The following is a 24,471-nucleotide window of genomic DNA, read 5'->3' on the forward strand; positions in this document are numbered from 1 at the left end:
GCCGTAGCGTCAGGACTCAACAATTTCTGGCAAGGGCGCGAAAAGATCCTCGGAGATCGGCCGCTCAAGAAATGCTTCCAGAGCAGTTAACAAGGTACGCGAATCGCCTGGCGAAAAAAAAGCTTCGCGAAAGGCTCGGCCTGTTTGCGCGTTGAAGACCCAATCCTGCTGAAATCGTTTGAACGCCTCGTTCGCCAGGACGCCTGACCATTTGTAGGCATAAAAAGAGGCCTCATAACCGGTCACTATGTAGTCAAAGCCGTTGGCGAATCTGCAGTAAGAGGGCAGTTGCACATGGGGAATCTCGCGGTGAACCTCATCAAATATCTGCTGAACGCTTCGGCTATCGCCTGGGCCACGATGCAATTCGAAGTCGAGCAGCGCGCCCAGCAACTGGATTGCAGTTTGTCGGCTGGTCTGGGTTTGAATAGATGCAAGTGCAGCGTCGCCCCGCGTTTCGGTCAAGCGCTCACCGGTTTGGTAGTGAGCGGCCAGCCACAACAGAAACTCCCGTGACAGGCACCAATGCTCGAATAACTGCCCCGCGAATTCCGCACTGTCGCGTCCCAGTTGAGAAATCCCGGAAAGGTTGTGATGTGGCGAACGCGTCAAAACGTGCTGCAAGCAATGACCGAACTCATGGAAAAGAACTCGTAAATCGTTGTGCTCAAGCAGGCACGGATGTTCGTGAGTCCCGGGGGTGAAATTACTGTAGAGAAGGGCTATCGGTAGCACCGGGCGGCCTTCGTCATTTACTCGTCGATTTCGCAGCGTGGTCGTCCCGGCAAAGTCGGGGGCTTCCTGGCGGTGGTAAGGATCCAGATAAATATGCCCGATTACCTGGCCATGCTCGCTGACTTCAAACAGGCGCACATCGTCATGCCAGCGGCTGAATGTGCTCTGCTCGACGATCTGGATTGCGAACATGCGTTCGCTGAATAAGCAGAGTCGTCTCACGGTTCCTTCCAACGGGAAGTAGTCCCGCAGATTTTTCAGGGATTCACCGAAACGGTGTTGGCGTAGTTGTTCGGCGAGAAAGTCGTGATCCCATGCGTGTATCTCCGACATTCCCCGCTCAAGTGCAAATGCTTGAAGCGCCTGTGCATCCTGTGCAAGGGCAGGTGCTGCGAGATCCACTTGTCGCCGCAGAAAACCACTGACGTGTGCGGCGGACTCGGCCATTTCTGTTACCAGGCGCAGTTGCACGAAACTCTCGAACCCGAGCAATTCAGCTTTTTGATGACGCAGTGAAAGTAGCAGCGCCAGTACCGGACCATTATCGTATCGGTCGGCATGCGGGCCTTGATCAGACGCCCGTGTGGAGTAAGCAACAAAGCATTCCTCGCGCAGCCCCCGGTTTTCGGCGTACGTCATGATTTGATGGTAGGTGTTCTGATCCAGGCGTATCAACCAGCCTTCAAGGCCTGCCTGTTTGGCTATGAGCGCCAGTCGGTCCTTTACTGTCGGGGCTAGTCCCTCGAGAAGCGCAGCGTCTTCGACGTGTTTGCTCCATGCTGCGCTGGCGCTTTCCAGATGACTGAGGAACACCTTTTCGAGAGCACGGATGTGGAGGTTCAGCCGAATCAGTTTCTGTTGAGGCTCAATGGGCAAGTCGATCCCCGACAGGCGAAATTCGCGAAGGATCTTGGCCAGAGAGGTGTTGCGGGACTCATCGAAACTGCGGGCAATCGAACTTGATGCCAAGCGCTGGTAAGCACCAAATAACGCCCGATTGCTCATTTTCTCGGACTTGTAATGCTCCACGGCGTTACTGCACACAGCGCTTACTGTGGTCCAGGCAATATCGTGTTTCACCATCGAGAGGGTTTCGATGAGGCCCATCGCTTCATCCAGTTGTGCATCGAGCGCATCGACAGCCAGCACCAGATCATCCCAGGTAGGGAGTGCGGCCTGGGAGGCGATGATTTCGGTCAGGGCCCGACGGTTGTCGGCAATGATTGTTTCGATGGCCGGCACAAGATGCTCGGCGCGGATTGCTGACCAGGGTGGCAGCGTCCAGGTCTGTAAAAGCGGGTTGGTGTCGGGCATGGGTCTTCCTTGATAGCAGCTGATTTGGATCAGCCTACAAAGGAAGCGCGGGTAAAAGGTGGTAGATAGATACCACCTTCCACCCGCTCAGGAGTGGAAGGCGGTTTTTGACTCAATGTTGCTCGTCAGGCTTTTTCTTCAGCTTCGGGTTCGGGAAGAACTGCACGGCCTGAACCTTGGCATCCGGCACTTTCAGCGCCGAAGTATTGACCCGCGTACCCAATTCCTTGGGCACGGACAGACCTTGTTCATTCAATGTGTCGGAATAACCGCAGGCCACGCACTCGCGGTGTGGGACTTCGTCTTCGTTCCACATCATCAACTTGTCCGGTTCGCTGCACGCCGGGCAGACCGCCCCGGCGATAAAGCGTTTTTTGGTAATCACAGGCCCCTCGCTCATGCTGCCGCGTCCTCACTCAGGCCGCTGTGGCGCAAGAGTGCGTCAATCGAGGGTTCACGGCCACGGAAGTCGACGAACAGCACCATCGGTTCCTGGGAGCCACCGCGCGCCAGAATGGCTTCGCGGAATGCGCGACCGGTCTCGGCATTGAGCACGCCGTCTTCTTCGAACTTCGAGAACGCATCGGCCGACAGCACTTCGGCCCATTTGTAGCTGTAGTAACCCGCCGCGTAACCGCCGGCGAAGATATGCGCAAAGCTGTTCGGAAAACGGTTGTAGGCCGGTGGACGCATGACCGACACCTCATCACGCACGCCTTCAAGCACCTGCGCCACGCTACGACCATCGCCGTGGGTGGCGTGCAGTTCGAAGTCGAACAGCGAGAACTCCAGCTGACGCACCATCATCAGGCCGGACTGGAAGTTTTTCGCCGCGAGCATTTTCTGCAGCAGGTCTTGAGGCAGTGGCTCGCCGGTTTCGTAATGACCGGAGATCAGCGCCAGGCCTTCCGGCTCCCAGCACCAGTTTTCCATGAACTGGCTCGGCAGTTCGACCGCATCCCAGGCCACGCCGTTGATGCCGGAGACGCCCGCGTGTTCGACGCGGGTCAGCAGGTGATGCAGGCCGTGACCGAACTCGTGGAACAGGGTGGTGACTTCATCGTGGGTCAGCAGCGCAGGCTTGCCGCTGTCGGCCGGGGTGAAGTTGCACACCAGATTGGCCACCGGGTTTTGCAACGAGCCTTCAGCCGTGCGGCGACGGTCGCGGGCGCCGTCCATCCACGCACCGCCACGTTTGTTGGCGCGGGCGTAAAGGTCGAAGAAGAAACGGCCGACATGCTGGCCGTTTTCCTTGATTTCAAACAGGCGAACATCCGGGTGCCAGGTGTCGAAGCCTTTCTGTTCGGCGATCTCGATGCCATACAGACGCTGAACGATGGCGAACAAGCCGCCCAACACCTTGTCGATCGGGAAGTAGGCGCGCAGGGCTTCCTGAGCCACGCTGTAACGCTGTTCGCGAAGTTTCTCGCCGTAGAAACCGCTGTCCCAGCTTTGCAGGTCCGGGCAGCCTTGTTCGGCGGCGTAGGCTTTGAGTTGTTCCAGGTCCTGTGCTGCAAACGGCTTGCTGCGCTTGGCCAGGTCGCGCAGGAAACCCAGCACCTGATCGCTGGACTCGGCCATTTTGGTGGCCAGACTGAGCTCGGAGAAACTGGTGAAACCCAATAGCTTGGCCAGTTCCTGGCGCAGGTCGAGGATTTCTTCCATGACCGGGCCGTTATCGTTCTGTCCGGCATTCGGACCCTGGTCCGACGCACGGGTGCAGTAGGCGGCGTAGACTTCTTCGCGCAGGGCACGGTCGTGGGCGTAGGTCATCACCGCGTAGTAACTCGGGAATTCCAGGGTAATCAGAAAGCCTTCCAGACCCTTGGCCTGTGCAGCAGCAGCCATTTGCGCCTTGGCGGAATCGGTCAGGCCGGCGAGGGTAGCTTCATCGGTGACGTGCCTGGTCCAGGCCTGAGTAGCGTCGAGCAGCTGGTTGGAGAAGCGGCTGCCCAGTTCCGAGAGTTTGCTTTGGACTTCGGCGTAACGTTTTTGCTCGGCTTCCGGCAGGTCAATACCCGACAGACGGAAGTCACGCAGGGAGTGTTCCAGGATAGTTTTCTGCGCCACATCGAAGCCGGCGGATTCCGGGTTGTTGGCCAAGGCTTCGAAGGCTTCGAACAATTCGCGGTTCTGGCCCAACTCGGTGGAGTAGGCGCTCAAGGCCGGCAGGCAGGATTCGTAGGCTTCACGCAATTCAGCGCTGTTGCACACGGCATTCAGGTGGCTGACCGGGCTCCAGGCAGATCCCAGGCGATCATTGAGCTCGTCCATCGCCAGTACCAGGCCGGCCCAGGTCGGTTGTTTGCCCTGAGTCTTGAGGATCTCGATAATGGCGGCGCGGTTGTCAGCCAGGATCTGTTCAATGGCCGGTTGCACGTGTTCGGCACGGATCGCCGAGAACGGCGGCAGGTCATAGGACTGCAAAAGAGGGTTGTTCACGCTCACGGTTGACACCTTGGCTGGAAGAAACATGCGGCCATCTTAATTACAATCGACGCTCACCGCAGCTATCAGCAACAGAGAGAAACCCTATCGTGACCCTTCGCAAGTATCAGAACCACACGCCGTTCCTGGGCAAAGGCGCTTTTGTCGACGGCTCGGCGGTGGTGATCGGCGACGTAGAAATCGGCGAAGACAGCTCTGTCTGGCCGCTGACGGTGATCCGCGGCGACATGCACCGCATTCGCATCGGTGCGCGCACCAGTGTTCAGGACGGCTGCGTGCTGCACATCACCCATGCCGGCCCGTTCAACCCCGATGGCTTTCCGTTGCTGATCGGCGACGATGTGACCATTGCGCATAAAGTCATGCTTCACGGTTGCAGCGTGGGCAGCCGGGTTCTGATCGGCATGGGCAGCATCGTCATGGACGGTGCGGTGGTCGAGAATGAGGTGATCATCGGCGCTGGCAGTCTGGTGCCGCCGGGCAAACGCCTGGAAAGCGGCTTCCTCTATGTGGGCAGCCCGGTGAAACAGATCCGCCCGCTGACTGACAAGGAAAAGGCCTTTTTCACCTACAGTGCGGCGAATTACGTGAAGCTCAAGGATCTGCATCTGGCGGAAGGTTACGACCAGCTCTGACCCCGTCCCGTTATTGCCCAGGAATAGTCATGCATTACCAAACCGTTTTATTCGACCTCGATGGCACGTTGACGGACCCGCGCGAAGGCATCACGCGTTCGATCCAGTTCGCCCTGAGCAAACTGGGCATCGATGAACCCGACCTGACCAGGTTGGAACACTTCATCGGCCCGCCGCTGTTGCAGGCGTTCATGCAGTTTTACGACTTCGATGAGCCCAAGGCCTGGGAAGCGGTGAATTTTTATCGCGAACGCTTCAAGGTCACCGGTCTGTACGAGAACCGCGTGTTCGACGGCGTCACGCCGCTGTTGGAAACCCTGAGTGGCCAAGGGCGGCAGTTGTACATCGCGACGTCCAAACCATGGGTATTCGCCCGGGAAATCGCCCGGCATTTTGACTTCGCCAAACACTTCAAAGTGATTTACGGCAGTGAGCTGGATGGCACGCGTACAAATAAGGTCGAGTTGATTGCACATCTGATGGCTGAAGAAGGTCTCGATCCTGCCAACACCCTGATGATCGGTGATCGTAAGCATGACCTGATCGGTGCGCGCAGTAATGGGCTGGACTCGGTGGCGGTGGGTTATGGATTTGGCAGCCACGAAGAGCTGAGCGCAGAAGCGCCGACCTATCACTTTGAAACGCTGGATGAGATGCATCAGGCTTTTTTGCGGCGCTAATCAAATCGCCATCGCGGGCAAGCCCGCTCCCACATTAAATTTGTAAATACAGGTCCATTGTGGGAGCGGGCTTGCCAGCGATGAGGCCAGTTCAGCCATTAAATTCTACGACTGTGACAGAGCCTTCAGCTTCGCCTTGCGCTCTCCAACCGGCAATGCCCCCAGCTTCTCGGTCGCCGCATAAAACCTCACCCAATCCCCACCCTCTTGCCTGAATAATGCGGTAAACGCCGGCACCCATTGGTCATACAACCCAAACGGCAACAGCCGGGCATTGTTCATCGGCGCGTTGATCCAGGCGTCATAGCGTCTGTCCCCAGCCCATTGGCTATCGCGTAAATGCCGGTATTCGCTGCGCAGCCGCTCGAACTCGGCGGCCTTGCGCTGGCGCATTTGATCCGCGGGCAATGGCAGGGCGTAAAGCTTTTCAAGGCGCGTGCGAGTGTCCAGCACCAGTTGAGTGAATTGATCCCGTCGCTGTGCCTGTGCGCCGTTGTCCGGCGCCAAGCTGCGGGATGCACGCCATTGGCGCGTGCCTTCCTGTTCGACGAAGGTGGCGAAAGACTCGTTGAACTCAGTGTCGTCCTTTACATAAATACGTTGATGCGCCAGCTCATGGAAAATCAGCGTCGCCAACCGTTCATCGCCCCAGCCCATCATCGAGCTGATGATCGGATCGTTGAACCAGCCGAGCGTTGAGTAGGCCTCGACGCCGCCAATCGACACGTCCATTCCTTGCAGGCGCTGCACGGCTGCCTCGCCGCGGGCGGCGCTCTGGCTGTAGTAACCGCGATAGGCGACACACCCAGCGATCGGGAAGCAATGGTTCTGCGGCGTCAGGGAAAACTCCGGCGTGACGAAGACGTTCCAGACTACGTACCGCCGACCAATGTCGGCATACAGCCGGTAGCTTTGGTTGTCTGGCAGGTGCAGATGCTCGCTGGCGAATGTCCGGGCTTTTTGTGACTGCGCCAGATGCGCGCGCAGTTTCTGATCGCGGGAGGGATCGGCAACCACCTCGGACACCGGCTCACGAGCCTGCAGCAGTTGCAGTTGGCCACTGGCCAACTGGCCGTAATAGCTGACGCTGGCGCAACCGTTGAGTAACAAAAGCAACACACCCGGAAACAAAACGCGGAAAACGCGATCAAGTAACCCAAGGCTTGGAAACGGCCTGATCAAAATAAAATCATCCCTGGAAAGTCTGCCGCAAGACTATCCCGCCTGACCGGAGCTGCGCTATGCACAAGTTGATGCTGACGGGGGCCCTGTTGATGCTGACGGGCTGTGCTGGATTTGGACTGCCCTTCCATGACCCGTCGCAAGCGTGGATCGACCTGGACTCTCAGCAGGAAGACACGACGCTGCAGGCGTTTGAAGTCGACGATAAAGCCGCTACCGACAAACGCTATTTTCAGGTGCCGCCGGGCAGTCATGAGCTGACGGTGCGTTATCAGTTCCCGGTCCAGCCGACCAATATCGGCCCGGATGCCGAGACGCTGTGGCGTGACTGTCAGTTAAACGTGAAATACAACGAATTCAACGCCGGTGAGCGCTATCAGCTGCAAGCGGGGAATATCGGCTTTCGGCCGTGGGCAAAACTCTATAACCAACAACGAAAAGTGATTGGCCAAGGCACACCGGCAGGCTGCCAAGGCACCTGATCAGCGTTATGCTGAATGACCAAATCATTGGGACATTCATCATGCGCAGGTTGATGCTGTTGTTAGCCGCCAGTGCAGTTGCTGGCTGTCAGAGCCCGTTGCCGCCGGTTGATCCGCAGATGGCGTGGGTCGATTTTTCTGTACCATTCCCTAACGACACGTTGTTGATGGCTGAGCGACTGGACAATCAGCGGTTGAACGACGGACGTTTTTTCCAGGTCATGCCTGGCAGGCATGTGCTGCTCGTCCGATTCGATTTTCAAGTTCCCGGTGGGGGTGGGGGTGGGGACATGGGGATGATGGGCGGTCCATCGGAACGGTTGTGCTACCTGACCATCAAGTACGATCATTTCGAAGCCGGCCAGCGTTATTTGCTGGTCGGGCAGTCCATAGCGTTTATCCCCGGCGCCCGGTTGTACAACGCCAAACGCGAGATCGTCGCTGAAGACAGCGAGTCCTATTGCCTGTGAGGCGAATCAGCGGTCATTTTTCTGATAGATGATTTTCTTGGTGCCGTTTTCGCATGAGCCTACGACCATGTTCTGATCGTGGACTTCGTCATTGGTGACGATTTCCAGGGTGTAGGACGAAACCCTTTGGGCCTGGATCTTGGCTTCGATCTCGGCCTTGAGTTCTTCACAGGGTTTCGGTGCTGCGAGGGCCGATGTGGCCAATGCGCAACAGATAACCGCCAAGGTAAAACGTTTCATGGTTGAAGCTCCTTTGAGGCAGCGCGCAGGGTAATACGCTTTCACTGCTGTCATTTATTCGACCACAATTTGGCTGGTCAGGTTTTGTCCGGGCGCAAAAAAAGACCGCTGCCTGCTTCAGACTGCGATCTTTTCCAGGTGACTGCAAACGCTGTGATCAGCTGAGCAATGTCGCATCCAGACTGATTTTCGCATTCAACACTTTGGAAACCGGGCAGCCTTCTTTGGCTTTGTTGCTCAATTCCTCAAACTGCGCCTGAGTCGCCCCGGGGATTTTCGCCTTGAGGATCAACTTCACGGCCGTGATCGCAAAACCACTGTCCACCTGATCCAGGGTGACTTCGGCATGGGTATCGATGCTGTCAGCCTTGAGACCGGCATCACCAAGAATCATTGAAAATGCCATGGAGAAGCACCCCGCATGGGCGGCGCCGATCAGCTCTTCCGGATTGGTGCCTTTGCCGCCCTCGAAACGCGCTTTGAAGCCGTAAGGTGCTTCTCTGAGCACGCCGGTTTCAGTGGAGATCGAGCCAATGCCGGTTTTCAGGTCACCTTCCCAATGAGCCGATGCTTTCTTCGTAATAGCCATATCTGCCTCCTCAAGATCCGGCGCGAAGCGCCTTCGTGGTTTTCGGTTACAGGGTTCTGAGGATAGCCGCTGGTGCAAAGTTCACCTGATCTCATTAGTCCTACCGTTTTCGTAGGTTTTTTTGGCTTGGCTATTGAAACTCGGGTATATGCCCTCATTGCATGAAGCACGCTTATGGATTCGGCAGGTTTTCGTTTGCAATAAAAAACCTGCGACCTCAATTGGAGAAGCAGGTTTATGAAACGACTGTCCGACATCAAGTTCTCGACCCTTGATCTGGTGCCTGTGCGCGAGAACGGCAGCGCAGCTCAGTCGCTGCGCAATTCCCTGGACCTGGCGCAGCACGTCGAAAAATTCGGCTACAACCGCTTCTGGGTCGCCGAGCACCACAACATGGACGGCATCGCCAGCTCCGCGACTTCTGTGTTGCTTGGCTATCTGGCAGGCGGTACCACGACCATTCGGGTCGGTTCAGGTGGCGTGATGCTGCCTAACCACGCGCCGCTGGTGATCGCCGAGCAGTTCGGCACCCTGGAAAGTCTGTACCCGGGGCGTATCGACCTGGGCCTGGGCCGCGCGCCCGGTTCTGATCAAATGACTGCCCGCGCGCTGCGTCGTGAACGTTCCGGCAGTGCCGACGACTTTCCGGAAGACGTGGCCGAATTGATGCGCTACCTCGGTCCACGCACCCCGGACCAGCGAATCATCGCCATGCCGGGCACCGGCACCAACGTCCCGGTCTGGTTGCTGGGCTCCAGCCTGTTCAGTGCACAACTGGCCGGTGAGCGTGGTTTGCCCTACGCCTTCGCCTCCCATTTCGCACCGCGTTTCATGCATGAGGCGATTCGCGTTTACCGCAATCACTTCAAGCCTTCAGCGGTATTGGATAAGCCCTACGTGATGCTCGGTGTGCCGCTGGTGGCTGCTGATACAGACGAGCAGGCTGATTATTTGGCGACGTCGGTCTATCAGCGGATTCTCGCGCTGATGCGTGGGCAAAGTCTGGTTCAGCGTCCGCCGGTGAAAACCATGGACGGGTTGTGGCTGCCGCATGAGCGGGAAGCGGTCAGTGATTTCCTCGGGTTGGCGATGGTGGGTAGCCCGCAGAAAATCCGTGCCAAACTAGACGTGCTGGTCGAGCAAACTCAGGCCGACGAACTGATTTTTACCTGCGACCTGTACGAACATTCGGATCGTCTGCACTCCTATGAACTGTTGGCGCAGGTCATGAAGGGCTGAGGTTTAAAGCGCTTACAAAAAAGCCGACGCATTGCGTCGGCTTTTTCATTTAAAGCGCGATCAGTCTACTTCTTGTAGACGATGACCTTGGTTCCAAATTCGCATTTACCGACAATTTTCCCGCCTGCCTCGGCACCTTTATCGACTATTTCCAGTGCATAACCGGCAACGCCCTTAGCATCGAGTTTCGCAGCGATTTCGGCTTTCAGCTCTTCGCACGACTTGGCGCTAGCAAACGCAGTACCCGCAAGGCTCAACAAACCAATCGCCAAAATAAACTTCATCATCGGTCGCATTCCCTGGTCGGATCAAAAGGGGCATCCACCTATCTGCTGGATGCACACATGTAGCGCTTTGCCTTTCCAGATGGCCCTCGGCCAGCGCGCAGTTTCAGAAGACTAGCTCAAACTCAGCTGCTGGCAATCCGGAATCCGACTTTGAGCGTCACCTGAAAATGTGCAGCCTTGCCGTCCTTGATGTGCCCGCGGGTTTCGGTCACTTCAAACCATTCCATGAGCTTGAGACTTTTGCTGGCTTCAGCCAGCGCGTTATTGATGGCGTCTTCAATGCTACTGGTGGACGAGCCGACCAGTTCGACTTTTTTGTAGGTGTGATGGTCAGTCATGGCGATCTCCTCAGGGTATGAATTACAGCCTAGCAGTGATTTTTAGTCTTACTTGCGTCAGTCAATCCAAAAGCGATGTGCAGAATTACTGCACTTTCTCCAACCCCTGAAGTCCCAACCAACACACGCAACTCAATCAATGCAGGAGAGCCACCATGGCCAACACTTCATTACGTAAAGCTTCTTTGCAAAGCATGGAAGCCGAAATCGAGAGTCTGCTGAAATCGTTGGAAAGCCTGAAAGACGATGCTTCGGACGAGTCGCGTAGAACTCTGAAAGCCTTAAAAGCCAATGCCGAAAGTGCGCTGAAACATTCGCGTCATCTGCTCAGCGATGCGTACGAAGAAGTCAAAGTCAAAACCCGTGAAACCGGCATCGCCACTCGGGACTACGCCCAGGAACATCCTTGGACGACAGCCGGTGTGGCCGTGGGTGCGTTGGGCCTTCTCGCGGCCTATCTGTTGTGCAAACGCGGGGATTAATCCGCTGGGTGCAGTTCGTTCTTGAGCCACTGCGCCAGTTGCCGAGCCCGCCCGTCAGCGGCACGCTTGGGTAACCACAACGCCAGTTGCGCCGGGGTTTCACTGAAACCCCATGGCGCAACCAGGCGACCGGCCTTCACGTCTTCGGCCACCAGCGGCTCCGGTGCAATCGCCACCCCCAGACCGGCCACTGCGGCTTCCAGCAAGTAATACAAATGCTCAAACCCTTGACCGTACTTCAACGCCTTGGCGTCGAGGCCACTTTGCTGCGCCCAACTCGGCCACGCCTGGGGTCGTGATGTGGTGTGTAGCAATGGCTCCTTCAGCAGCGCCATGGCCGGTGCGCCTTGCAACCTTTCGTAGCCGGCGAATCGCGGGCTCATGACCGGGCCGATCCGCTCGCTGGTCAACTCATAGACCTGCATGTCCGCAGGCCATGGCGGCTCTGCAAACACCAGCAACGCATCGAGTCCTGGTCGACGCGGATCGAGATCACCTTCTCCGGCTGACAGGTGCAGACGCAAGTCCGGCAGGTCCGCATTCAGCCGTCCCAGGCGTGGAATAAACCAGCGCGCGAGCAGACTTCCCGAGCAACCGAGTACGAAGGGCGCATCGGCGGTGCTTTGCGTCAGCTCTGCACACACCGTGCGTAACCTTTCAAACGCTTCGCCGCTGGCATCACGTAACCGAATGCCGGCATCTGTGAGTTTAAGGCCGCGACCGTCCTTGATGAACAGGCTGACGCCGAGGTGTTCTTCGAGCACCTTGAGCTGCCGGCTGACCGCGCCATGGGTGACGTGCAGCTGTTCGGCGGCCTGACTGACGCTGTTCAGTCGGGCAGTCGCTTCGAAGGCACGAAGTGCGTTCAGCGGGGGAAGGTCGTGACTCATGGGATCTGTGAGTTTTCCTGACAGGTTGTGGCGATCTTATCGGTTTTCAGGTCGGGGCGTCAGGGGTAGAGTTAAGCCAACTCACTATTCAAAAGCATCATCTCACCCATACAACCGGAGCGACCCATGACTCAGACTAATCTGCGCAACGGCCCCGACGCCAACGGCCTGTTTGGCGCGTTCGGCGGCCGCTACGTCGCCGAAACCCTGATGCCGTTGATCCTCGACCTGGCCCGCGAATACGAAGCGGCCAAGGAAGATCCGGCGTTCAAAGAAGAATTGGCTTACTTCCAGCGTGACTACGTCGGACGTCCAAGCCCGTTGTATTACGCCGAGCGTCTGACCGAGTTCTGCGGCGGCGCGAAGATTTATCTCAAGCGCGAAGAGCTGAACCACACCGGCGCGCACAAGATCAACAACTGCATCGGCCAGATCCTGCTGGCGCGGCGCATGGGCAAGAAACGCATCATCGCCGAAACCGGCGCGGGCATGCACGGCGTGGCGACTGCCACCGTGGCGGCGCGTTTCGGTCTCGACTGCGTGATCTACATGGGCACAACCGACATTGAGCGTCAGCAAGCCAACGTGTTCCGCATGAAGCTGCTGGGTGCTGAAGTGATCCCGGTCGTGGCCGGCACCGGCACCCTGAAAGATGCGATGAACGAAGCGCTGCGTGACTGGGTAACCAACGTCGACAGCACCTTCTATCTGATCGGTACTGTGGCCGGTCCGCACCCTTATCCAGCCATGGTTCGCGACTTCCAGGCGGTTATCGGCAAGGAAACCCGCGATCAACTGCAAGCTCAGGAAGGCCGTCTGCCGGACAGCCTGGTGGCATGCATCGGCGGGGGCTCCAACGCCATGGGCCTGTTTCACCCGTTCCTTGACGACAAAAGCGTCGAGATCATCGGCGTGGAAGCCGCCGGTTACGGTATCGAAACCGGCAAGCACGCGGCCAGCTTGAACGGCGGCGTACCGGGCGTGCTGCACGGTAACCGTACGTTCCTGTTGCAGGACGACGATGGCCAGATCATCGACGCCCACTCGATTTCCGCCGGCCTCGACTATCCAGGCATCGGTCCGGAACACGCTTGGTTGCATGACATCGGTCGCGTTCAGTACACCTCGGTAACCGACGACGAAGCCCTCGACGCGTTCCACAAATGCTGCCGTCTGGAAGGGATTATTCCTGCACTGGAAAGCGCCCACGCCCTGGCCGAAGTGTTTAAACGCGCGCCGACCCTGCCGAAAGATCACTTGATGGTGGTCAACCTGTCCGGTCGTGGCGACAAAGACATGCAAACCGTGATGCACCACATGGAACAATCTAAGCAGGAGAAACACTGATGAGCCGCCTGCAAACGCGCTTTGCCGAACTCAAGGAACAGAATCGCGCCGCCCTGGTGACCTTCGTCACTGCTGGCGACCCGAGCTATGACACTTCCCTGGCGATCCTTAAAGGCTTGCCCGCGGCTGGCGCCGACGTGATCGAGTTGGGCATGCCCTTCACCGATCCGATGGCCGATGGTCCGGCGATCCAGCTGGCCAACATTCGCGCTTTGGGCGCCAAACAGAACCTGGCGAAAACCTTGCAAATGGTTCGCGAGTTCCGTGAAGGCAACAGCGAGACTCCGCTGGTACTGATGGGTTATTTCAACCCGATCCACATGTACGGCGTGCCGCGCTTCATCGCCGATGCCAAAGAGGCCGGCGTTGATGGTCTGATCGTGGTCGACTTGCCCCCGGAACATAACGGCGAGTTGTGCGAACCGGCTCAGGCAGCGGGCCTGGATTTCATCCGCCTGACCACCCCGACCACCGATGACGTGCGTCTTCCGACCGTCCTGAACGGCAGCTCCGGTTTTGTTTACTACGTGTCGGTTGCTGGTGTGACCGGCGCAGGGGCGGCGACTCTGGAACACGTTGAAGAGGCGGTTGCCCGTTTGCGTCGCCACACTGATTTGCCGATCAGCATCGGTTTCGGCATTCGTACTCCGGAGCAGGCGGCTTCCATTGCTCGTCTGGCTGATGGTGTTGTTGTGGGGTCGGCGTTGATCGATCACATCGCCAACGCATCGACACCGGATCAGGCAATTGACGGCGTACTGAGCCTTTGCGCGGCGCTGGCAGAAGGCGTGCGCCAAGCGCGAGTCAGCTGAAGTTCAGTTCCTGATACAGCGGAATTAGAGCCTCGCGGCACAGACTAAACAGCAAGACCGAGGGCTTCAGAACTGTGTTCTGAAGCCCTTTGTTTTACGGCAGTTCCAACCCGCCTGCTGCTTTGTGCAGCTTTCTCAGATGTTCGCCAACCTGCTTCAGGTTGGCTTCATTGGCGGCCATTTCGGCAGCACGGTCGGGTTCGAGCAGCGCTCGCACTTCCTTGTCCAGATCCCCTGTCAGCGCCAGCAACTGCTTTTGGCGCTGGCTGCTCTCCGACTCCAGGCGTTGCCACTCACTGGGTTGGGGCAATCCATAACCACCGCTGCCGAGCAGTTCAGCCGGACGGCTAAGGTAGCCGCTATTGGCGAGAATCTGTTGCAAGGTCGCATCGGCCTTGTCCATGCCGCCGTTTTCCAGGTTCCGAGCGCCGAGGTAGCGCTGCTTGACTTCGTCCTGGGCCAGCAGCATCTGTTGGCGGAAGGCTGCCTGCTCCAACAACAGCAATGCGGCGCTGGCGCGCAGGTCTGCCTGCTCGAACCATTGCCGGCGCTCTACCGCTTTCAATGCCAGCCAGTCTTCGACTTTGTCCTGCTTGATCGGAACGCGCTTTTTCAGCACGTCGAACATGGCCTGATAACGGTCGCGGAAGGAATCGAAGCGATAGCCCAGCCGGAGCGCTTCGCGTGGGTCGTCAAGCACGCTGGTATCTGCCAGTCCGCGACCCTTGAGCACTGCCAGCAGGCCGTTCGGCATGATGTTATCCAGCCCGACCAGTTGTGGATGGTTGGTACTGCTACGCAGCAATTTCAGGTCTTCTACCGCACAGTTGTTCGACAGGAAAAAGTAGTTTCCGTCGTAACTCCAGTGCATCTCGGCGGCATGTTCCACGATACCTTCGATCTCGCTGCGCGACAGGTTCAGCGGCACCGAGGCCACACTGCGCAGTTCGGTCTTGGTGTATTCGTCGATGACCTGAGAGAGCGGCAGGACAAACAGGCGCGACGGGTATTTACCGACGAGTCCGCCCCAACTCGAAAGCTGAACGTCACCGACAAAGGCGCGGTAGGACAAGGCCAGATGCTGGTCAAGATCGAGACGGCAGTCGGGGCCCCGTGGTCGCCCAGGCGCACAGATGACCAGCCGCAACATGCTGTGGCCCCAGCGGCTGACCCAGTTCTGATTGGCTTCGGCCAGCAGATAGTCGATGGCGTAGACCCGTTCCGGATCGACCTGCCCGAGGGGTTGCTTGGCGAAGTCATTGCCGGCGTTGAGAAAGGCGACGGTTTTAGCGCAGGTGTTTTTGGTCGCCGGTGCCCAGCCAAAGTGTTCCTGGTAGTAGCGGTACAGCGCCGGGCGACGACAGGCGTAGCTCGGGTCGAGGAGGAAATACTCCATGTTGACCGCAACGAACTCTTTCGGACTGCTCGTTTCGTAAATGTCCGGGCTGCGGGCGATCTGTCGGTTGTGCTGTTCACGTTCGCCGCGACGGCCGACATATTGTGGCCAGCCGGCAAGGTCGAGCAGGCGCGGATCGTCGCTGAGGGTAAAGCGTCGATCGGTTTGGCCACGGCACTGATCGGGAATCCCCACCAGTCCCGAGCTGCTGTTGCGCCGGGTACAGTGTTGAATCAGTTTGCGCTCATCGTCTGGCCACAGGCGCGAGCGATCATAGATGTGGGTGAGTTCGTGCAGCACCGTGGCGAGCATTTCGCGGCGGACAGTGCCATGAGGGCGATAGGTCTTCTTGCTCGCAGCACTGCCGTCGGTGAGGCTGGCGAGCAGGTTACGGTTCAAGTCGAGTTCGGACACCAGCGACGCCTGGCCGTAAGCATTGCTCGGCATGTCGTCGGTCCAGCCGACATCGATACGCCGGTCCAGTTGCTCGATGAACCGCGGTGGCAACGCCTGCATGGCTTCATCGAGCAGTGCCTGACTGGCTTGCTGTTGAGCTGGGCTAAGACCTTCAGTCTTGAGCTGTAATTGCAGGCTGGCGTGAGCCGTGCTGCCGAACAGCATCATGACCCCGGCCAGTAGCCAGGCGGCTGACGGCCTCACAGTGCGAGGATGGCTTCGGCGAGTACCTGATCACTGGCATCCCGGGCTTCCGGCACGCGAACGCGCAGGGTATTGAAAGCTGCTTCGAGGTGCGCGCCGCGGATATCGCCATCACTTGCCACGAAACTCGCGGCATCGTCCTGAGCTTCGCGGATGATCTTCGAGTCACGAATGGAGGTGGTGGTATCTGAGGTGAAATCAAGCGAGCGTTGGGTGGCACGAATGAGAACGTTACTGGTGGCAACCAGGGTATGGGCCTGGGTCACATCGGCCAACAACAGCAGGCCAAGGGTGGCGGCAATCAGCGGGTTACGCATGGAACAACTCCGGGGAAACAGGGATAACTATTGGACGAGAATTGCTTGTGCCAGTTCAAGGTCGCTTGCATGAAGTTTTGGCTGGGTATAGCGCAGATAAATCAGGGCGGATTCCAGCTGTGCTGCACGCAATTGACCCTCGCTGGCAATGAATGCCGCTGCATCATCGTGAGCGGCGAGCAGCAGTTTACGGTCGAAGGGTGCGCAGGTCACCAGACTGGTGCCATAACCATTGGCCACAGTGCCTTGAGTAGAAAGATTAAAGGCATCGAAGGCATGGGCCGAGCCGGACCAGCAGGCTACAAGCATGGCCGGAGTGTTCAAGAGCAGTGAATGAAAACGCATGAAGCTCGATAGCTGGAAGCGGGTCTCAAGGCTAGCGCAACGTCCGGTCTAGAGCCAGTGCCGAAACACGGGGACACGTTGGGCGTGTCCCGCGTCAAGGCTATCGCTTAGATGGTCAGAATCGCCTGCGCCAGCTGTGCATCTGTTGCATTTAGCTGTGGAGCCTGGTGGCGAATGTGATCGAGGGCGCTTTCGAGTTTTACCCCGCGGATAGCCCCTTCGCTGGCAACGAAGCTGGCGGCATCATCACGGGCAGCCAGCACAATCTTGTCGTCCTTAAACGAAGAAGTGATGTTGGAAGTAGCATCTGACGTGGCTTTGAATGCGTTGACGACGGCATCGGTGGTCACGATAAAGCTGGTGGCGTGGGAATTGGCAGCCACGGCAAGCAGGGCTGCAACGCTGAGCAGACGAAGTCGGGACATGGGGTTACTCCTTTGGACAAATCGATTGAGAGGTGGCGAGGTAACTGCTGGATTACGCCTGTCGTACAGCATTCGCCACATTCTGGTTTTGATATTAGGCCTGCTTTTGTTCTTTCGCACAGTCCGGTCTGTTCATCCAAGACGCTAGCGCCAGACTGGTTTATCCATTTTGTTGAGGCAAGTGCATGGCTGATGCCCAGCTTTCAAAGTTGCTGAGCGTTGCGCTGATCCCGTAAACGCTGGGATCTGGCCCGTTCCAGGCAGTTGAAGAGCGCTGTCCGGAAGCCAAAGGACATGGGGCTTCGATTTCAGCGGGATCATTCCTCCGTCATTGCAAACAAGCACACACTGTTGGAATTGTACCTGTACAAAGTTGGCGTGTCGAAAACTGTACCTGTACTCCGCGAGCATGGTCGTTTTTGGGAGAAAAACACGAAAACGACAAAGCCCGTCGTGGTTTCCCACGACGGGCTTTGTTTTTTCAATCTGGGTTGCTGGCAGTGGACCCAACAGGTCAGGGCCAGCGACGCTAACTTAGCGCCAGAACGGCTTGCTCAGCTCTTCGTAACGCTGTGCTTCGCTAATCCCTGCGTCAGCCAGCAGACGCGAATCCAGGCGAGCCAGTTGGTGGCGGCTGGAGATGCGGCGCTGCCACAGCATCAGGTTGGCGATAACGCGCAGAGGCATGGAAGCCTGGGTTTTTGCAGCAGTGTCTTCGAAGAACAGCTCGGAACTGAGTGTACGTTCCATGATTGACATCCTTCCGCTTGTGGCGGGATTAGGTAGTGGTTTAACTGGTGCCCATGATCCTCTCGTTTGCCTAGTCTCTGTAGATACAGTTCACCTGTATTGTGAGGGACCAGTTAACTGTTAATAGGGGGTGTACTGGTCGAAATTGAAGCAACTGTACCTGTCGGCACCTATATGGTGCGTTTTCATTCGTTTGGCGGGAAAAGGTAGGTTGTTTCGGTAGGAAATGACCGGTACAGCAGTACAGTTTTAAACAGATTTTTACCTGGTAACGGCAGACTGACGAAACTGTGTTTGCGTCAGCTGCCATCTGTACCAATTACACCTTGAGCATGCGCCCCGTTTCTTCCAGGTTTATGTGCCAGCTCAGCGCATCACGCAGGATATGCGGCGTGTGCCCGCCAATCGCACAAGCAGCGGTGAAGTAGTCGTCCAGGGCCTGGCGATAGTCCGGGTGCACACAGTTGTCGATGACGACCCGCGCCCGTTCCCGGGGCGCCAGCCCGCGCAAGTCCGCCAGGCCAATCTCGGTGACGAGGATGTCGACGTCGTGCTCTGTGTGGTCGACGTGGCTAACCATCGGCACGACGCTGGATATCGCTCCGCCCTTTGCGATTGATTTGGTGACGAAGACGGATAAATGCGCATTGCGCGCAAAGTCGCCCGAGCCGCCAATGCCGTTCATCATCCGTGTGCCGCAGACATGGGTGGAGTTGACGTTGCCGTAGAGGTCGAACTCCAGCGCCGTGTTGATGCCGATGATGCCAAGTCGACGCACCACTTCAGGGTGGTTGGAAATTTCCTGTGGGCGCAGAACCAATTTGTCCTTATAGCGCTCCAGGTTGCCAAACACATCGGCGTTGCGACGGCTCGACAGCGTGATCGAACTGCCCGACGCAAAGCTCAGTTTACCGGCGTCGATCAGGTCGAATGTCGAATCCTGCAGCACCTCGGAGTACATGGTCAGGTCTTCGAACGGCGAATCAATCAGGCCACACATCACGGAGTTGGCAATGGTACCGATACCAGCCTGCAGTGGGCCGAGCTTGTTGGTCATGCGTCCGGCCGCCACTTCCTGCTTGAAGAAGTTGATCAGGTGGTCGGCAATCGCCTGGGTTTCGGTATCCGGTGGCAATACGGTGGACGGCGAGTCCGATTGATTGGTGATCACGATCGCGACGATCTTCTCCGGCGGGATAGGGATGGCGGTGCTGCCAATGCGGTCATCAACCTTCACCAGCGGAATCGGCGTACGGGTTGGGCGGTATGTCGGGATATAAATGTCGTGCAGACCTTCGAGATTCGGGTTGTGCGCCATGTTTATCTCGACGATCACGTGTTTGGCGAAGATCGCGAAGCTGGCCGAGTTGCCGACTGACGTGGTCGGCACGATATGGCCGTGCTCGGTAATCGCCACCGCTTCAATCACCGCGAGGTCCGGCAACTTGAGTTGCTGGTTGCGCAATTGCTCCACGGTTTCCGAGAGGTGCTGGTCGATGAACATCACCTCGCCCGCATTAATGGCTTTGCGCAGGGTGCTGTCCACCTGGAATGGCATACGTCGTGACAGTACGCCGGCTTCGGTGAGTTGTTTGTCGAGGTCGTTGCCCAGGCTGGCGCCGGTCATCAGGGTGATCTTCAGCGGCGAGACCTTCGCGCGCTCGGCCAGTGCCTGGGGGACGGCTTTGGCTTCGCCGGCGCGGGTGAAGCCACTCATGCCAACGGTCATGCCGTCCTCAATCAGAGCGGCGGCGTCGGCGGCGCTCATCACTTTATCCAACAAGGAAGGCAGGCGAATACGGTCTCGGTACATGGGATGTTATCTCGGGCAACGGGTAGCAGGACGTGCAGTCTAGTGAATTACACCGACTCCTGTCCCGCTACCAAGGTCGCAAATGAGGCGTCTATTCCGGGCCTTTCGAGCAAAACATCATTACCGGATCGGTAACAAAAGCGTAGTTTGTCTGACGATTTACGCAAACAAAAACGCCCCGACGAGTCGGGGCGTTCTGTGTGCCGCTGAGGGTTACTCGACGGCTTTAACCATGTCCTCGATGACCTTTTTAGCGTCGCCAAACACCATCATGGTTTTGTCCAGGTAGAACAGTTCGTTGTCCAGGCCGGCGTAGCCGCTGGCCATCGAGCGTTTGTTGACGATGATGGTCTTGGCCTTGAACGCTTCCAGAATCGGCATGCCGGCAATCGGCGATTTCGGATCGTTCTTCGCGGCCGGGTTGACCACGTCGTTGGCGCCCAATACCAGCACCACGTCGGCCTGGCCGAACTCGGAGTTGATGTCTTCCATCTCGAACACCTGGTCGTAAGGCACTTCGGCCTCGGCGAGCAAGACGTTCATGTGGCCAGGCATCCGACCGGCAACCGGGTGGATCGCGTACTTCACGGTCACGCCGCGATGGGTCAGCTTCTCGGTCAGTTCTTTCAGCGCGTGCTGCGCCCGTGCTACCGCCAGGCCGTAGCCCGGAACGATGATCACGGTGTCGGCGTTGGTCAGCAGGAACGTTGCGTCGTCAGCCGAACCGGATTTCACCGGGCGGGCTTCTTTCGAGCCAGCAGGGCCTGCCGCATCTGCGGTGTTGCCGAAACCACCGAGCAGTACGTTGAAGAACGAACGGTTCATCGCCTTACACATGATGTACGAGAGGATCGCACCGGACGAACCCACCAGCGAACCCGCAATGATCAGCATCGAGTTGTTCAGCGAGAAACCGATACCGGCCGCTGCCCAGCCGGAGTAGCTGTTGAGCATCGACACCACGACGGGCATGTCCGCGCCGCCGATCGGGATGATGATCAGCACGCCCATGATGAAGGCCAGGGCCAGCATCAAGGCGAAGGCGCTGAGGTCGCCGGTCAGCATGAAGGTGATGCCCAGGCCCAGGGTAGCCACGCCCAGCAGCAGGTTCAGTTTGTGTTGACCGGTGAACTGTACCGGTGCGCCCTGGAACAGGCGGAACTTGTACTTGCCGGAGAGCTTGCCGAAAGCGATAACCGAACCGGAGAAGGTGATTGCACCGATCGCCGCACCGAGGAACAGTTCCAGACGGTTACCGGCCGGGATCGCGTCACCCAGTTGCTGGACGATGCCCAGGGATTGCGGCTCGACCACCGCTGCAATGGCGATGAACACCGCAGCCAGACCGATCATGCTGTGCATGAAGGCGACCAGCTCGGGCATCTTGGTCATTTCAACGCGTTTGGCCATGATCGAACCGACAGTGCCGCCGATCAGCAGGCCGACGATCACGTAGACGATACCGTCATGGGCCAGCTCGGCACCGAGCTTGTAGATCAGGCCGACCGTGGTCAGGATCGCCAGGCCCATGCCGAGCATGCCGAACAGGTTGCCGCGACGCGACGTGGTGGGGTGCGAGAGGCCCTTGAGCGCCTGGATGAAGCAAACCGAGGCGATCAAATACAGGGAAGTAACCAGGTTCATGCTCATGCTTGTTGCACCTCAGCCTTGACTGCTTCGGTCTTGGCTGCCGGAGCTTTGGCCGCTTTCTTCTTGAACATTTCCAGCATGCGCCGGGTCACCAGGAAGCCACCAAATACGTTGACCGCGGCCAGGGCCACGGCCAGGGTGCCCATGGTCTTGCCCAGCGGGGTCACGGTGAGGGCGGCGGCGAGCATGGCGCCGACGATCACGATGGCCGAGATGGCGTTAGTGACAGCCATCAGCGGTGTGTGCAGTGCAGGTGTCACGTTCCAGACCACGTGGTAGCCGACATAGATGGCCAGCACGAAGATGATCAGGTTGTAGATACCGTGAGAGATCAGCATGTCTTCCATTGTTTTTATCCTCAGCCGTTCTTGCGCACGATCTGGCCGTCGCGGCACATCAGGCACGCGGCGACGATATCGTCTTCAAGGTTGATCACCAGTTGTCCATCTTTATCGAACAACAGTTTCATGAAGTCCAGCAGGTTGCGTGCATACAGTGCCGAAGCGTCTGCCGCGACCGCGCCGGCCAGGTTGGTCGGGCCGCAAATGGTCACGCCATTCTCGACTACCACTTGATCCGCCACGGTCAACGGGCAGTTGCCGCCCTGAGCTGCTGCGAGGTCGATGACCACCGACCCCGGCTTCATCTGCGCCACGGTTTCCGCGCTTAGCAGCGTCGGTGCCTTGCGGCCCGGGATCAGTGCAGTAGTGATGACGATGTCAGCCTGCTTGGCGCGTTCGTGCACGGCCAGGGCCTGACGTTGCATCCAGCTGGCCGGCATTGGTCGCGCGTAACCGCCGACACCGACGGCACATTCGCGCTCTTCATCGGTCTCGTAAGGCACGTCGACGAACTTGGCGCCGAGGGATTCGATCTGCTCTTTTACTGCAGGACGCACATCGGACGCTTCGATCACTGCACCCAGACGTTTCGCCGTAGCAATGGCCTGCAACCCAGCCACACCGGCGCCGAGAATCAGCACGCGCGCCGCTTTCACGGTGCCCGCAGCGGTCATCAGCATCGGCATGAAGCGCGGATAGTGGTGAGCGGCCAGCAACACGGCTTTATAGCCGGCGATGTTCGCCTGAGAGGACAGCACATCCAGGCTCTGCGCGCGGGAGGTGCGTGGCGCGGCCTCCAGCGCGAAGGCGGTAATGCCGCACTCGGCCAGTTTGGCGATGGTTTCATTGCTGAACGGATTGAGCATGCCCACCACAACGGTGCCGCTTTTAATCAGCGTCAGCTCGCTGTCGCTGGGGGCGACCACCTTGAGAATCAGCTCGGCACCAAACGCATCGTTGGCGCTGCCAATCGTTGCGCCTGCCGCTTCATAAGCACTGTCGACAACGCTGGCATGAATGCCGGCGCCGCTTTGCACAGTGACCTTATGACCCTGGCCGATCAGCTTCTTGATGGTTTCCGGGGTTGCAGCAACCCGTGTTTCACCCGTCTGGGTTTCGAGAGGAACACCAATGTGCACGTCAAATCTCCTGCGTGATCTTATTGAGTAAACCCAGGCACTTCGGATGGTGCGGCTGGGGCGGCCGATCAGCACGATCCCGCCAAATCTGGACGGGGCGCGGCATTTTGCAGGCGAATTTTGTGCCCTTCAAGGGATTATGACGGGTGACGGAAAATTAACTACAAGTCACCCCGTGACCGAATGTCGCAACTGACGGGGTCAATCCCTTGTAGGCCGTGACTTGTAAGGGGTTTTGTCGAAATTTGGTAATTTACATATCTTTACTGTGAATAAGGCATCATCGCCCGCCAATAGCGGCTCAAAGCCACGTCGTCAGGCGCTTGTGGGACGTTTGTGCCGCTTTTCAGTACAGTCTTTGGATATGCGACATATAGTTATATCTGTAGGGCTTTGTATTTGCTGACTACGGGGTCAGTTATTGGGCTAAAGCCTTTATCCTTCTAGGTTGTAGCTGTGTGCCTGATTGAGCAGCCAGTCACGAAATGCCTTTAAAGAGGCCGATTCCACCTTTCGCTCGGGAATCATCAGGTAATAAGCCTTGATGCTCGACAATGCTTGAGTGTTGGCAATCACCAGGCGCTTCTCCGCCAATTCACGCTGAATCAGGAACGGTGGAATCAGCGCGATGCCCATGTCGTGCATGGCCGCCTGGGCAAGCATGGAGAATAGCTCGTAGCGCGGTCCTGTCATGTCCCGAGGGATATTCAGGTTCCTGGAGTTGAACCACTGACGCCATGCATAAGGGCGGGTGGTCTGTTGCAGCAGTGGGAGTTCGGCAATCTCGCCGGGCGTCAGAGTGGTCTTTTTTCTCAATAGGTTCGGGCTGCACACCGGCATCGGATTTTCACCCATCAACCTGTGGGATTCGGTACCTGACCAGTCGGCATCGCCGAAATAGATCGCCGCATCGAAGTCGGTGTCGGCAAACAGAAAGGGTCGAGTACGGTTCGTAAGGTTGACCGTCACTTCCGGGTGCTTCTGCTGGAAGTCCTTGAGTCGCGGTAGCAGCCACTGAGTGCCAAAGGTCGGAACCACTGCCAGTTCGATCACGTTGGCGCCCTGTTGCCCCATCACTGACAGCGTGTCCCGCTCCACTGCGTCGAGCTGGGTGGCCACGCGGCGGCTGTAGGAAAGGCCGGCTTCCGTCAGCTTCACCCCACGCCGCGAGCGTCGGAAAAGTTCGACGCTGAGGAACTCCTCCAGGCTGGCGATCTGTCGGCAAATGGCGCCCTGAGTCAGCGAAAGCTCCAGGGCGGCTTTGGTAAAGCTTTCGTGGCGTGCGGCCGCTTCGAAGCTGATCAGGGCTGTAGTGCTGGGGATTTTCCTACGCATGTACGTCAACCTCACTAATGCATCGCATAAAAGCACTTTTGCGATGTTTCGGAGTGAGAAATTAGCACAACAGTATGCAAAATCCTCGTTTGCCGTAATGCGGAACCCGGCCTAGGATCAGTCCACGCAA

27 protein-coding genes are annotated in these 24,471 nt (G+C 57.9%); 8 read left to right on the top strand and 19 right to left on the bottom strand.

Annotated elements, in window-relative coordinates:
• Window positions 1–9: 9 nt before the first annotated feature.
• The 3 genes from ACWGZX_RS14890 to prlC form a co-directional block, all read right to left on the bottom strand.
• On the bottom strand, window positions 10–2,049 hold the full coding sequence (locus tag ACWGZX_RS14890) for a M3 family metallopeptidase (protein ID WP_452628842.1): 2,040 nt from the start codon (window positions 2,047–2,049) through the stop codon (window positions 10–12).
• Window positions 2,050–2,161: 112 nt separating this feature from the next.
• The gene (locus ACWGZX_RS14895; protein ID WP_008152496.1) at window positions 2,162–2,449 is read right to left on the bottom strand and encodes a YheV family putative zinc ribbon protein; all 288 of its coding nucleotides are present in this window, start codon (window positions 2,447–2,449) and stop codon (window positions 2,162–2,164) included.
• Complete coding sequence (gene prlC / locus ACWGZX_RS14900) at window positions 2,446–4,497, bottom strand: oligopeptidase A (RefSeq protein WP_452628843.1); 2,052 nt, start codon at window positions 4,495–4,497, stop codon at window positions 2,446–2,448. The genes ACWGZX_RS14895 and prlC overlap by 4 nt, the downstream gene beginning before the upstream one ends.
• Before the next feature lie 89 nt (window positions 4,498–4,586).
• Between prlC and ACWGZX_RS14905 the strand changes: the two genes are divergently transcribed.
• Both ACWGZX_RS14905 and ACWGZX_RS14910 read left to right on the top strand, forming a co-directional pair.
• Window positions 4,587–5,132 (top strand): gamma carbonic anhydrase family protein, encoded by a 546-nt coding sequence (locus ACWGZX_RS14905; RefSeq protein WP_452628844.1) that lies wholly within the window; start codon window positions 4,587–4,589, stop codon window positions 5,130–5,132.
• Window positions 5,133–5,161: 29 nt separating this feature from the next.
• A complete protein-coding gene (locus ACWGZX_RS14910) occupies window positions 5,162–5,812 on the top strand; it encodes an HAD family hydrolase (protein ID WP_452628845.1) in 651 nt (216 codons plus the stop codon).
• Between the two features lie 105 nt (window positions 5,813–5,917).
• On the opposite strand, the gene ACWGZX_RS14915 is transcribed toward ACWGZX_RS14910, so the two are convergent.
• Window positions 5,918–6,994 carry an aminopeptidase gene (locus ACWGZX_RS14915; RefSeq protein WP_452628846.1) on the bottom strand — a complete coding sequence of 359 codons (1,077 nt, stop codon included), beginning with the start codon at window positions 6,992–6,994 and terminating at the stop codon, window positions 5,918–5,920.
• A 59-nt stretch (window positions 6,995–7,053) separates the two neighbouring features.
• On the opposite strand from ACWGZX_RS14915, the gene ACWGZX_RS14920 reads away from it, so the two are divergent.
• Complete coding sequence (locus tag ACWGZX_RS14920) at window positions 7,054–7,476, top strand: PA0061/PA0062 family lipoprotein (RefSeq protein ID WP_452628847.1); 423 nt, start codon at window positions 7,054–7,056, stop codon at window positions 7,474–7,476.
• Between the two features lie 41 nt (window positions 7,477–7,517).
• Complete coding sequence (locus tag ACWGZX_RS14925; RefSeq protein ID WP_452628848.1) at window positions 7,518–7,946, top strand: PA0061/PA0062 family lipoprotein; 429 nt, start codon at window positions 7,518–7,520, stop codon at window positions 7,944–7,946.
• Between the two features lie 6 nt (window positions 7,947–7,952).
• Here ACWGZX_RS14925 and ACWGZX_RS14930 read toward each other — a convergent pair whose 3' ends face one another.
• Together ACWGZX_RS14930 and ACWGZX_RS14935 are read right to left on the bottom strand one after the other, a co-directional pair.
• The gene (locus ACWGZX_RS14930; RefSeq protein WP_223521133.1) at window positions 7,953–8,186 is read right to left on the bottom strand and encodes a DUF1161 domain-containing protein; all 234 of its coding nucleotides are present in this window, start codon (window positions 8,184–8,186) and stop codon (window positions 7,953–7,955) included.
• 157 nt (window positions 8,187–8,343) lie between these two features.
• Complete coding sequence (locus ACWGZX_RS14935; RefSeq protein ID WP_452628849.1) at window positions 8,344–8,775, bottom strand: OsmC family protein; 432 nt, start codon at window positions 8,773–8,775, stop codon at window positions 8,344–8,346.
• Window positions 8,776–9,012: 237 nt separating this feature from the next.
• Between ACWGZX_RS14935 and ACWGZX_RS14940 the strand changes: the two genes are divergently transcribed.
• On the top strand, window positions 9,013–10,014 hold the full coding sequence (locus ACWGZX_RS14940) for an LLM class flavin-dependent oxidoreductase (protein WP_452628850.1): 1,002 nt from the start codon (window positions 9,013–9,015) through the stop codon (window positions 10,012–10,014).
• 65 nt (window positions 10,015–10,079) lie between these two features.
• Here ACWGZX_RS14940 and ACWGZX_RS14945 read toward each other — a convergent pair whose 3' ends face one another.
• Both ACWGZX_RS14945 and ACWGZX_RS14950 read right to left on the bottom strand, forming a co-directional pair.
• Complete coding sequence (locus ACWGZX_RS14945; RefSeq protein ID WP_452628851.1) at window positions 10,080–10,301, bottom strand: DUF1161 domain-containing protein; 222 nt, start codon at window positions 10,299–10,301, stop codon at window positions 10,080–10,082.
• A 122-nt stretch (window positions 10,302–10,423) separates the two neighbouring features.
• Complete coding sequence (locus tag ACWGZX_RS14950; RefSeq protein ID WP_007947897.1) at window positions 10,424–10,639, bottom strand: dodecin; 216 nt, start codon at window positions 10,637–10,639, stop codon at window positions 10,424–10,426.
• Between the two features lie 155 nt (window positions 10,640–10,794).
• Here ACWGZX_RS14950 and ACWGZX_RS14955 point away from each other — a divergent pair, with 155 nt between their 5' ends.
• Window positions 10,795–11,121 (top strand): DUF883 family protein, encoded by a 327-nt coding sequence (locus ACWGZX_RS14955; protein WP_223521125.1) that lies wholly within the window; start codon window positions 10,795–10,797, stop codon window positions 11,119–11,121.
• On the opposite strand, the gene ACWGZX_RS14960 is transcribed toward ACWGZX_RS14955, so the two are convergent.
• On the bottom strand, window positions 11,118–12,011 hold the full coding sequence (locus ACWGZX_RS14960; RefSeq protein ID WP_452628852.1) for a LysR family transcriptional regulator: 894 nt from the start codon (window positions 12,009–12,011) through the stop codon (window positions 11,118–11,120). The two genes, ACWGZX_RS14955 and ACWGZX_RS14960, sit on opposite strands and share 4 nt — an antisense overlap.
• 126 nt (window positions 12,012–12,137) lie before the next feature.
• Between ACWGZX_RS14960 and trpB the strand changes: the two genes are divergently transcribed.
• Together trpB and trpA are read left to right on the top strand one after the other, a co-directional pair.
• Window positions 12,138–13,358, top strand: coding sequence for a tryptophan synthase subunit beta (gene trpB, locus ACWGZX_RS14965; RefSeq protein ID WP_452628853.1), 1,221 nt, complete (start codon window positions 12,138–12,140; stop codon window positions 13,356–13,358).
• Window positions 13,358–14,170, top strand: a complete 813-nt coding sequence (gene trpA / locus ACWGZX_RS14970; RefSeq protein ID WP_452628854.1) for a tryptophan synthase subunit alpha — start codon at window positions 13,358–13,360, stop codon at window positions 14,168–14,170. The genes trpB and trpA overlap by 1 nt, the downstream gene beginning before the upstream one ends.
• A gap of 94 nt (window positions 14,171–14,264) precedes the next feature.
• Here the strand turns inward: trpA and ACWGZX_RS14975 are convergent, their stop codons facing one another.
• The 10 genes from ACWGZX_RS14975 to ACWGZX_RS15020 all read right to left on the bottom strand — a co-directional run bounded on the left by ACWGZX_RS14975 (window position 14,265) and on the right by ACWGZX_RS15020 (window position 24,341).
• Window positions 14,265–16,226 carry a DUF7844 domain-containing protein gene (locus ACWGZX_RS14975; RefSeq protein WP_452628855.1) on the bottom strand — a complete coding sequence of 654 codons (1,962 nt, stop codon included), beginning with the start codon at window positions 16,224–16,226 and terminating at the stop codon, window positions 14,265–14,267.
• Window positions 16,223–16,543, bottom strand: a complete 321-nt coding sequence (locus ACWGZX_RS14980) for a DUF2388 domain-containing protein (protein WP_452628856.1) — start codon at window positions 16,541–16,543, stop codon at window positions 16,223–16,225. The genes ACWGZX_RS14975 and ACWGZX_RS14980 overlap by 4 nt, the downstream gene beginning before the upstream one ends.
• A 27-nt stretch (window positions 16,544–16,570) precedes the next feature.
• The gene (locus tag ACWGZX_RS14985) at window positions 16,571–16,888 is read right to left on the bottom strand and encodes a DUF2388 domain-containing protein (RefSeq protein ID WP_452628857.1); all 318 of its coding nucleotides are present in this window, start codon (window positions 16,886–16,888) and stop codon (window positions 16,571–16,573) included.
• A 107-nt stretch (window positions 16,889–16,995) separates the two neighbouring features.
• The gene (locus ACWGZX_RS14990; protein WP_452628858.1) at window positions 16,996–17,313 is read right to left on the bottom strand and encodes a DUF2388 domain-containing protein; all 318 of its coding nucleotides are present in this window, start codon (window positions 17,311–17,313) and stop codon (window positions 16,996–16,998) included.
• 534 nt (window positions 17,314–17,847) lie between these two features.
• A complete protein-coding gene (locus ACWGZX_RS14995) occupies window positions 17,848–18,000 on the bottom strand; it encodes a DUF1127 domain-containing protein (RefSeq protein ID WP_370694728.1) in 153 nt (50 codons plus the stop codon).
• Between the two features lie 382 nt (window positions 18,001–18,382).
• Window positions 18,383–19,876, bottom strand: coding sequence for an acetyl-CoA hydrolase/transferase family protein (locus ACWGZX_RS15000; RefSeq protein WP_452628859.1), 1,494 nt, complete (start codon window positions 19,874–19,876; stop codon window positions 18,383–18,385).
• A 213-nt stretch (window positions 19,877–20,089) separates the two neighbouring features.
• Complete coding sequence (locus tag ACWGZX_RS15005) at window positions 20,090–21,526, bottom strand: NAD(P)(+) transhydrogenase (Re/Si-specific) subunit beta (protein WP_452628860.1); 1,437 nt, start codon at window positions 21,524–21,526, stop codon at window positions 20,090–20,092.
• On the bottom strand, window positions 21,523–21,873 hold the full coding sequence (locus ACWGZX_RS15010; RefSeq protein ID WP_223521821.1) for an NAD(P) transhydrogenase subunit alpha: 351 nt from the start codon (window positions 21,871–21,873) through the stop codon (window positions 21,523–21,525). Before ACWGZX_RS15010 ends, ACWGZX_RS15005 begins: the two co-directional genes overlap by 4 nt.
• Before the next feature lie 11 nt (window positions 21,874–21,884).
• Window positions 21,885–23,006, bottom strand: a complete 1,122-nt coding sequence (locus ACWGZX_RS15015; protein ID WP_452628861.1) for a Re/Si-specific NAD(P)(+) transhydrogenase subunit alpha — start codon at window positions 23,004–23,006, stop codon at window positions 21,885–21,887.
• A 435-nt stretch (window positions 23,007–23,441) separates the two neighbouring features.
• Entirely contained in the window at window positions 23,442–24,341 is a 900-nt protein-coding gene (locus tag ACWGZX_RS15020) for a LysR family transcriptional regulator (RefSeq protein ID WP_452628862.1), read from the bottom strand.
• Window positions 24,342–24,471: the final 130 nt, after the last annotated feature.

It is taken from the genome of Pseudomonas sp. CLCA07 (genome assembly GCF_053615335.1).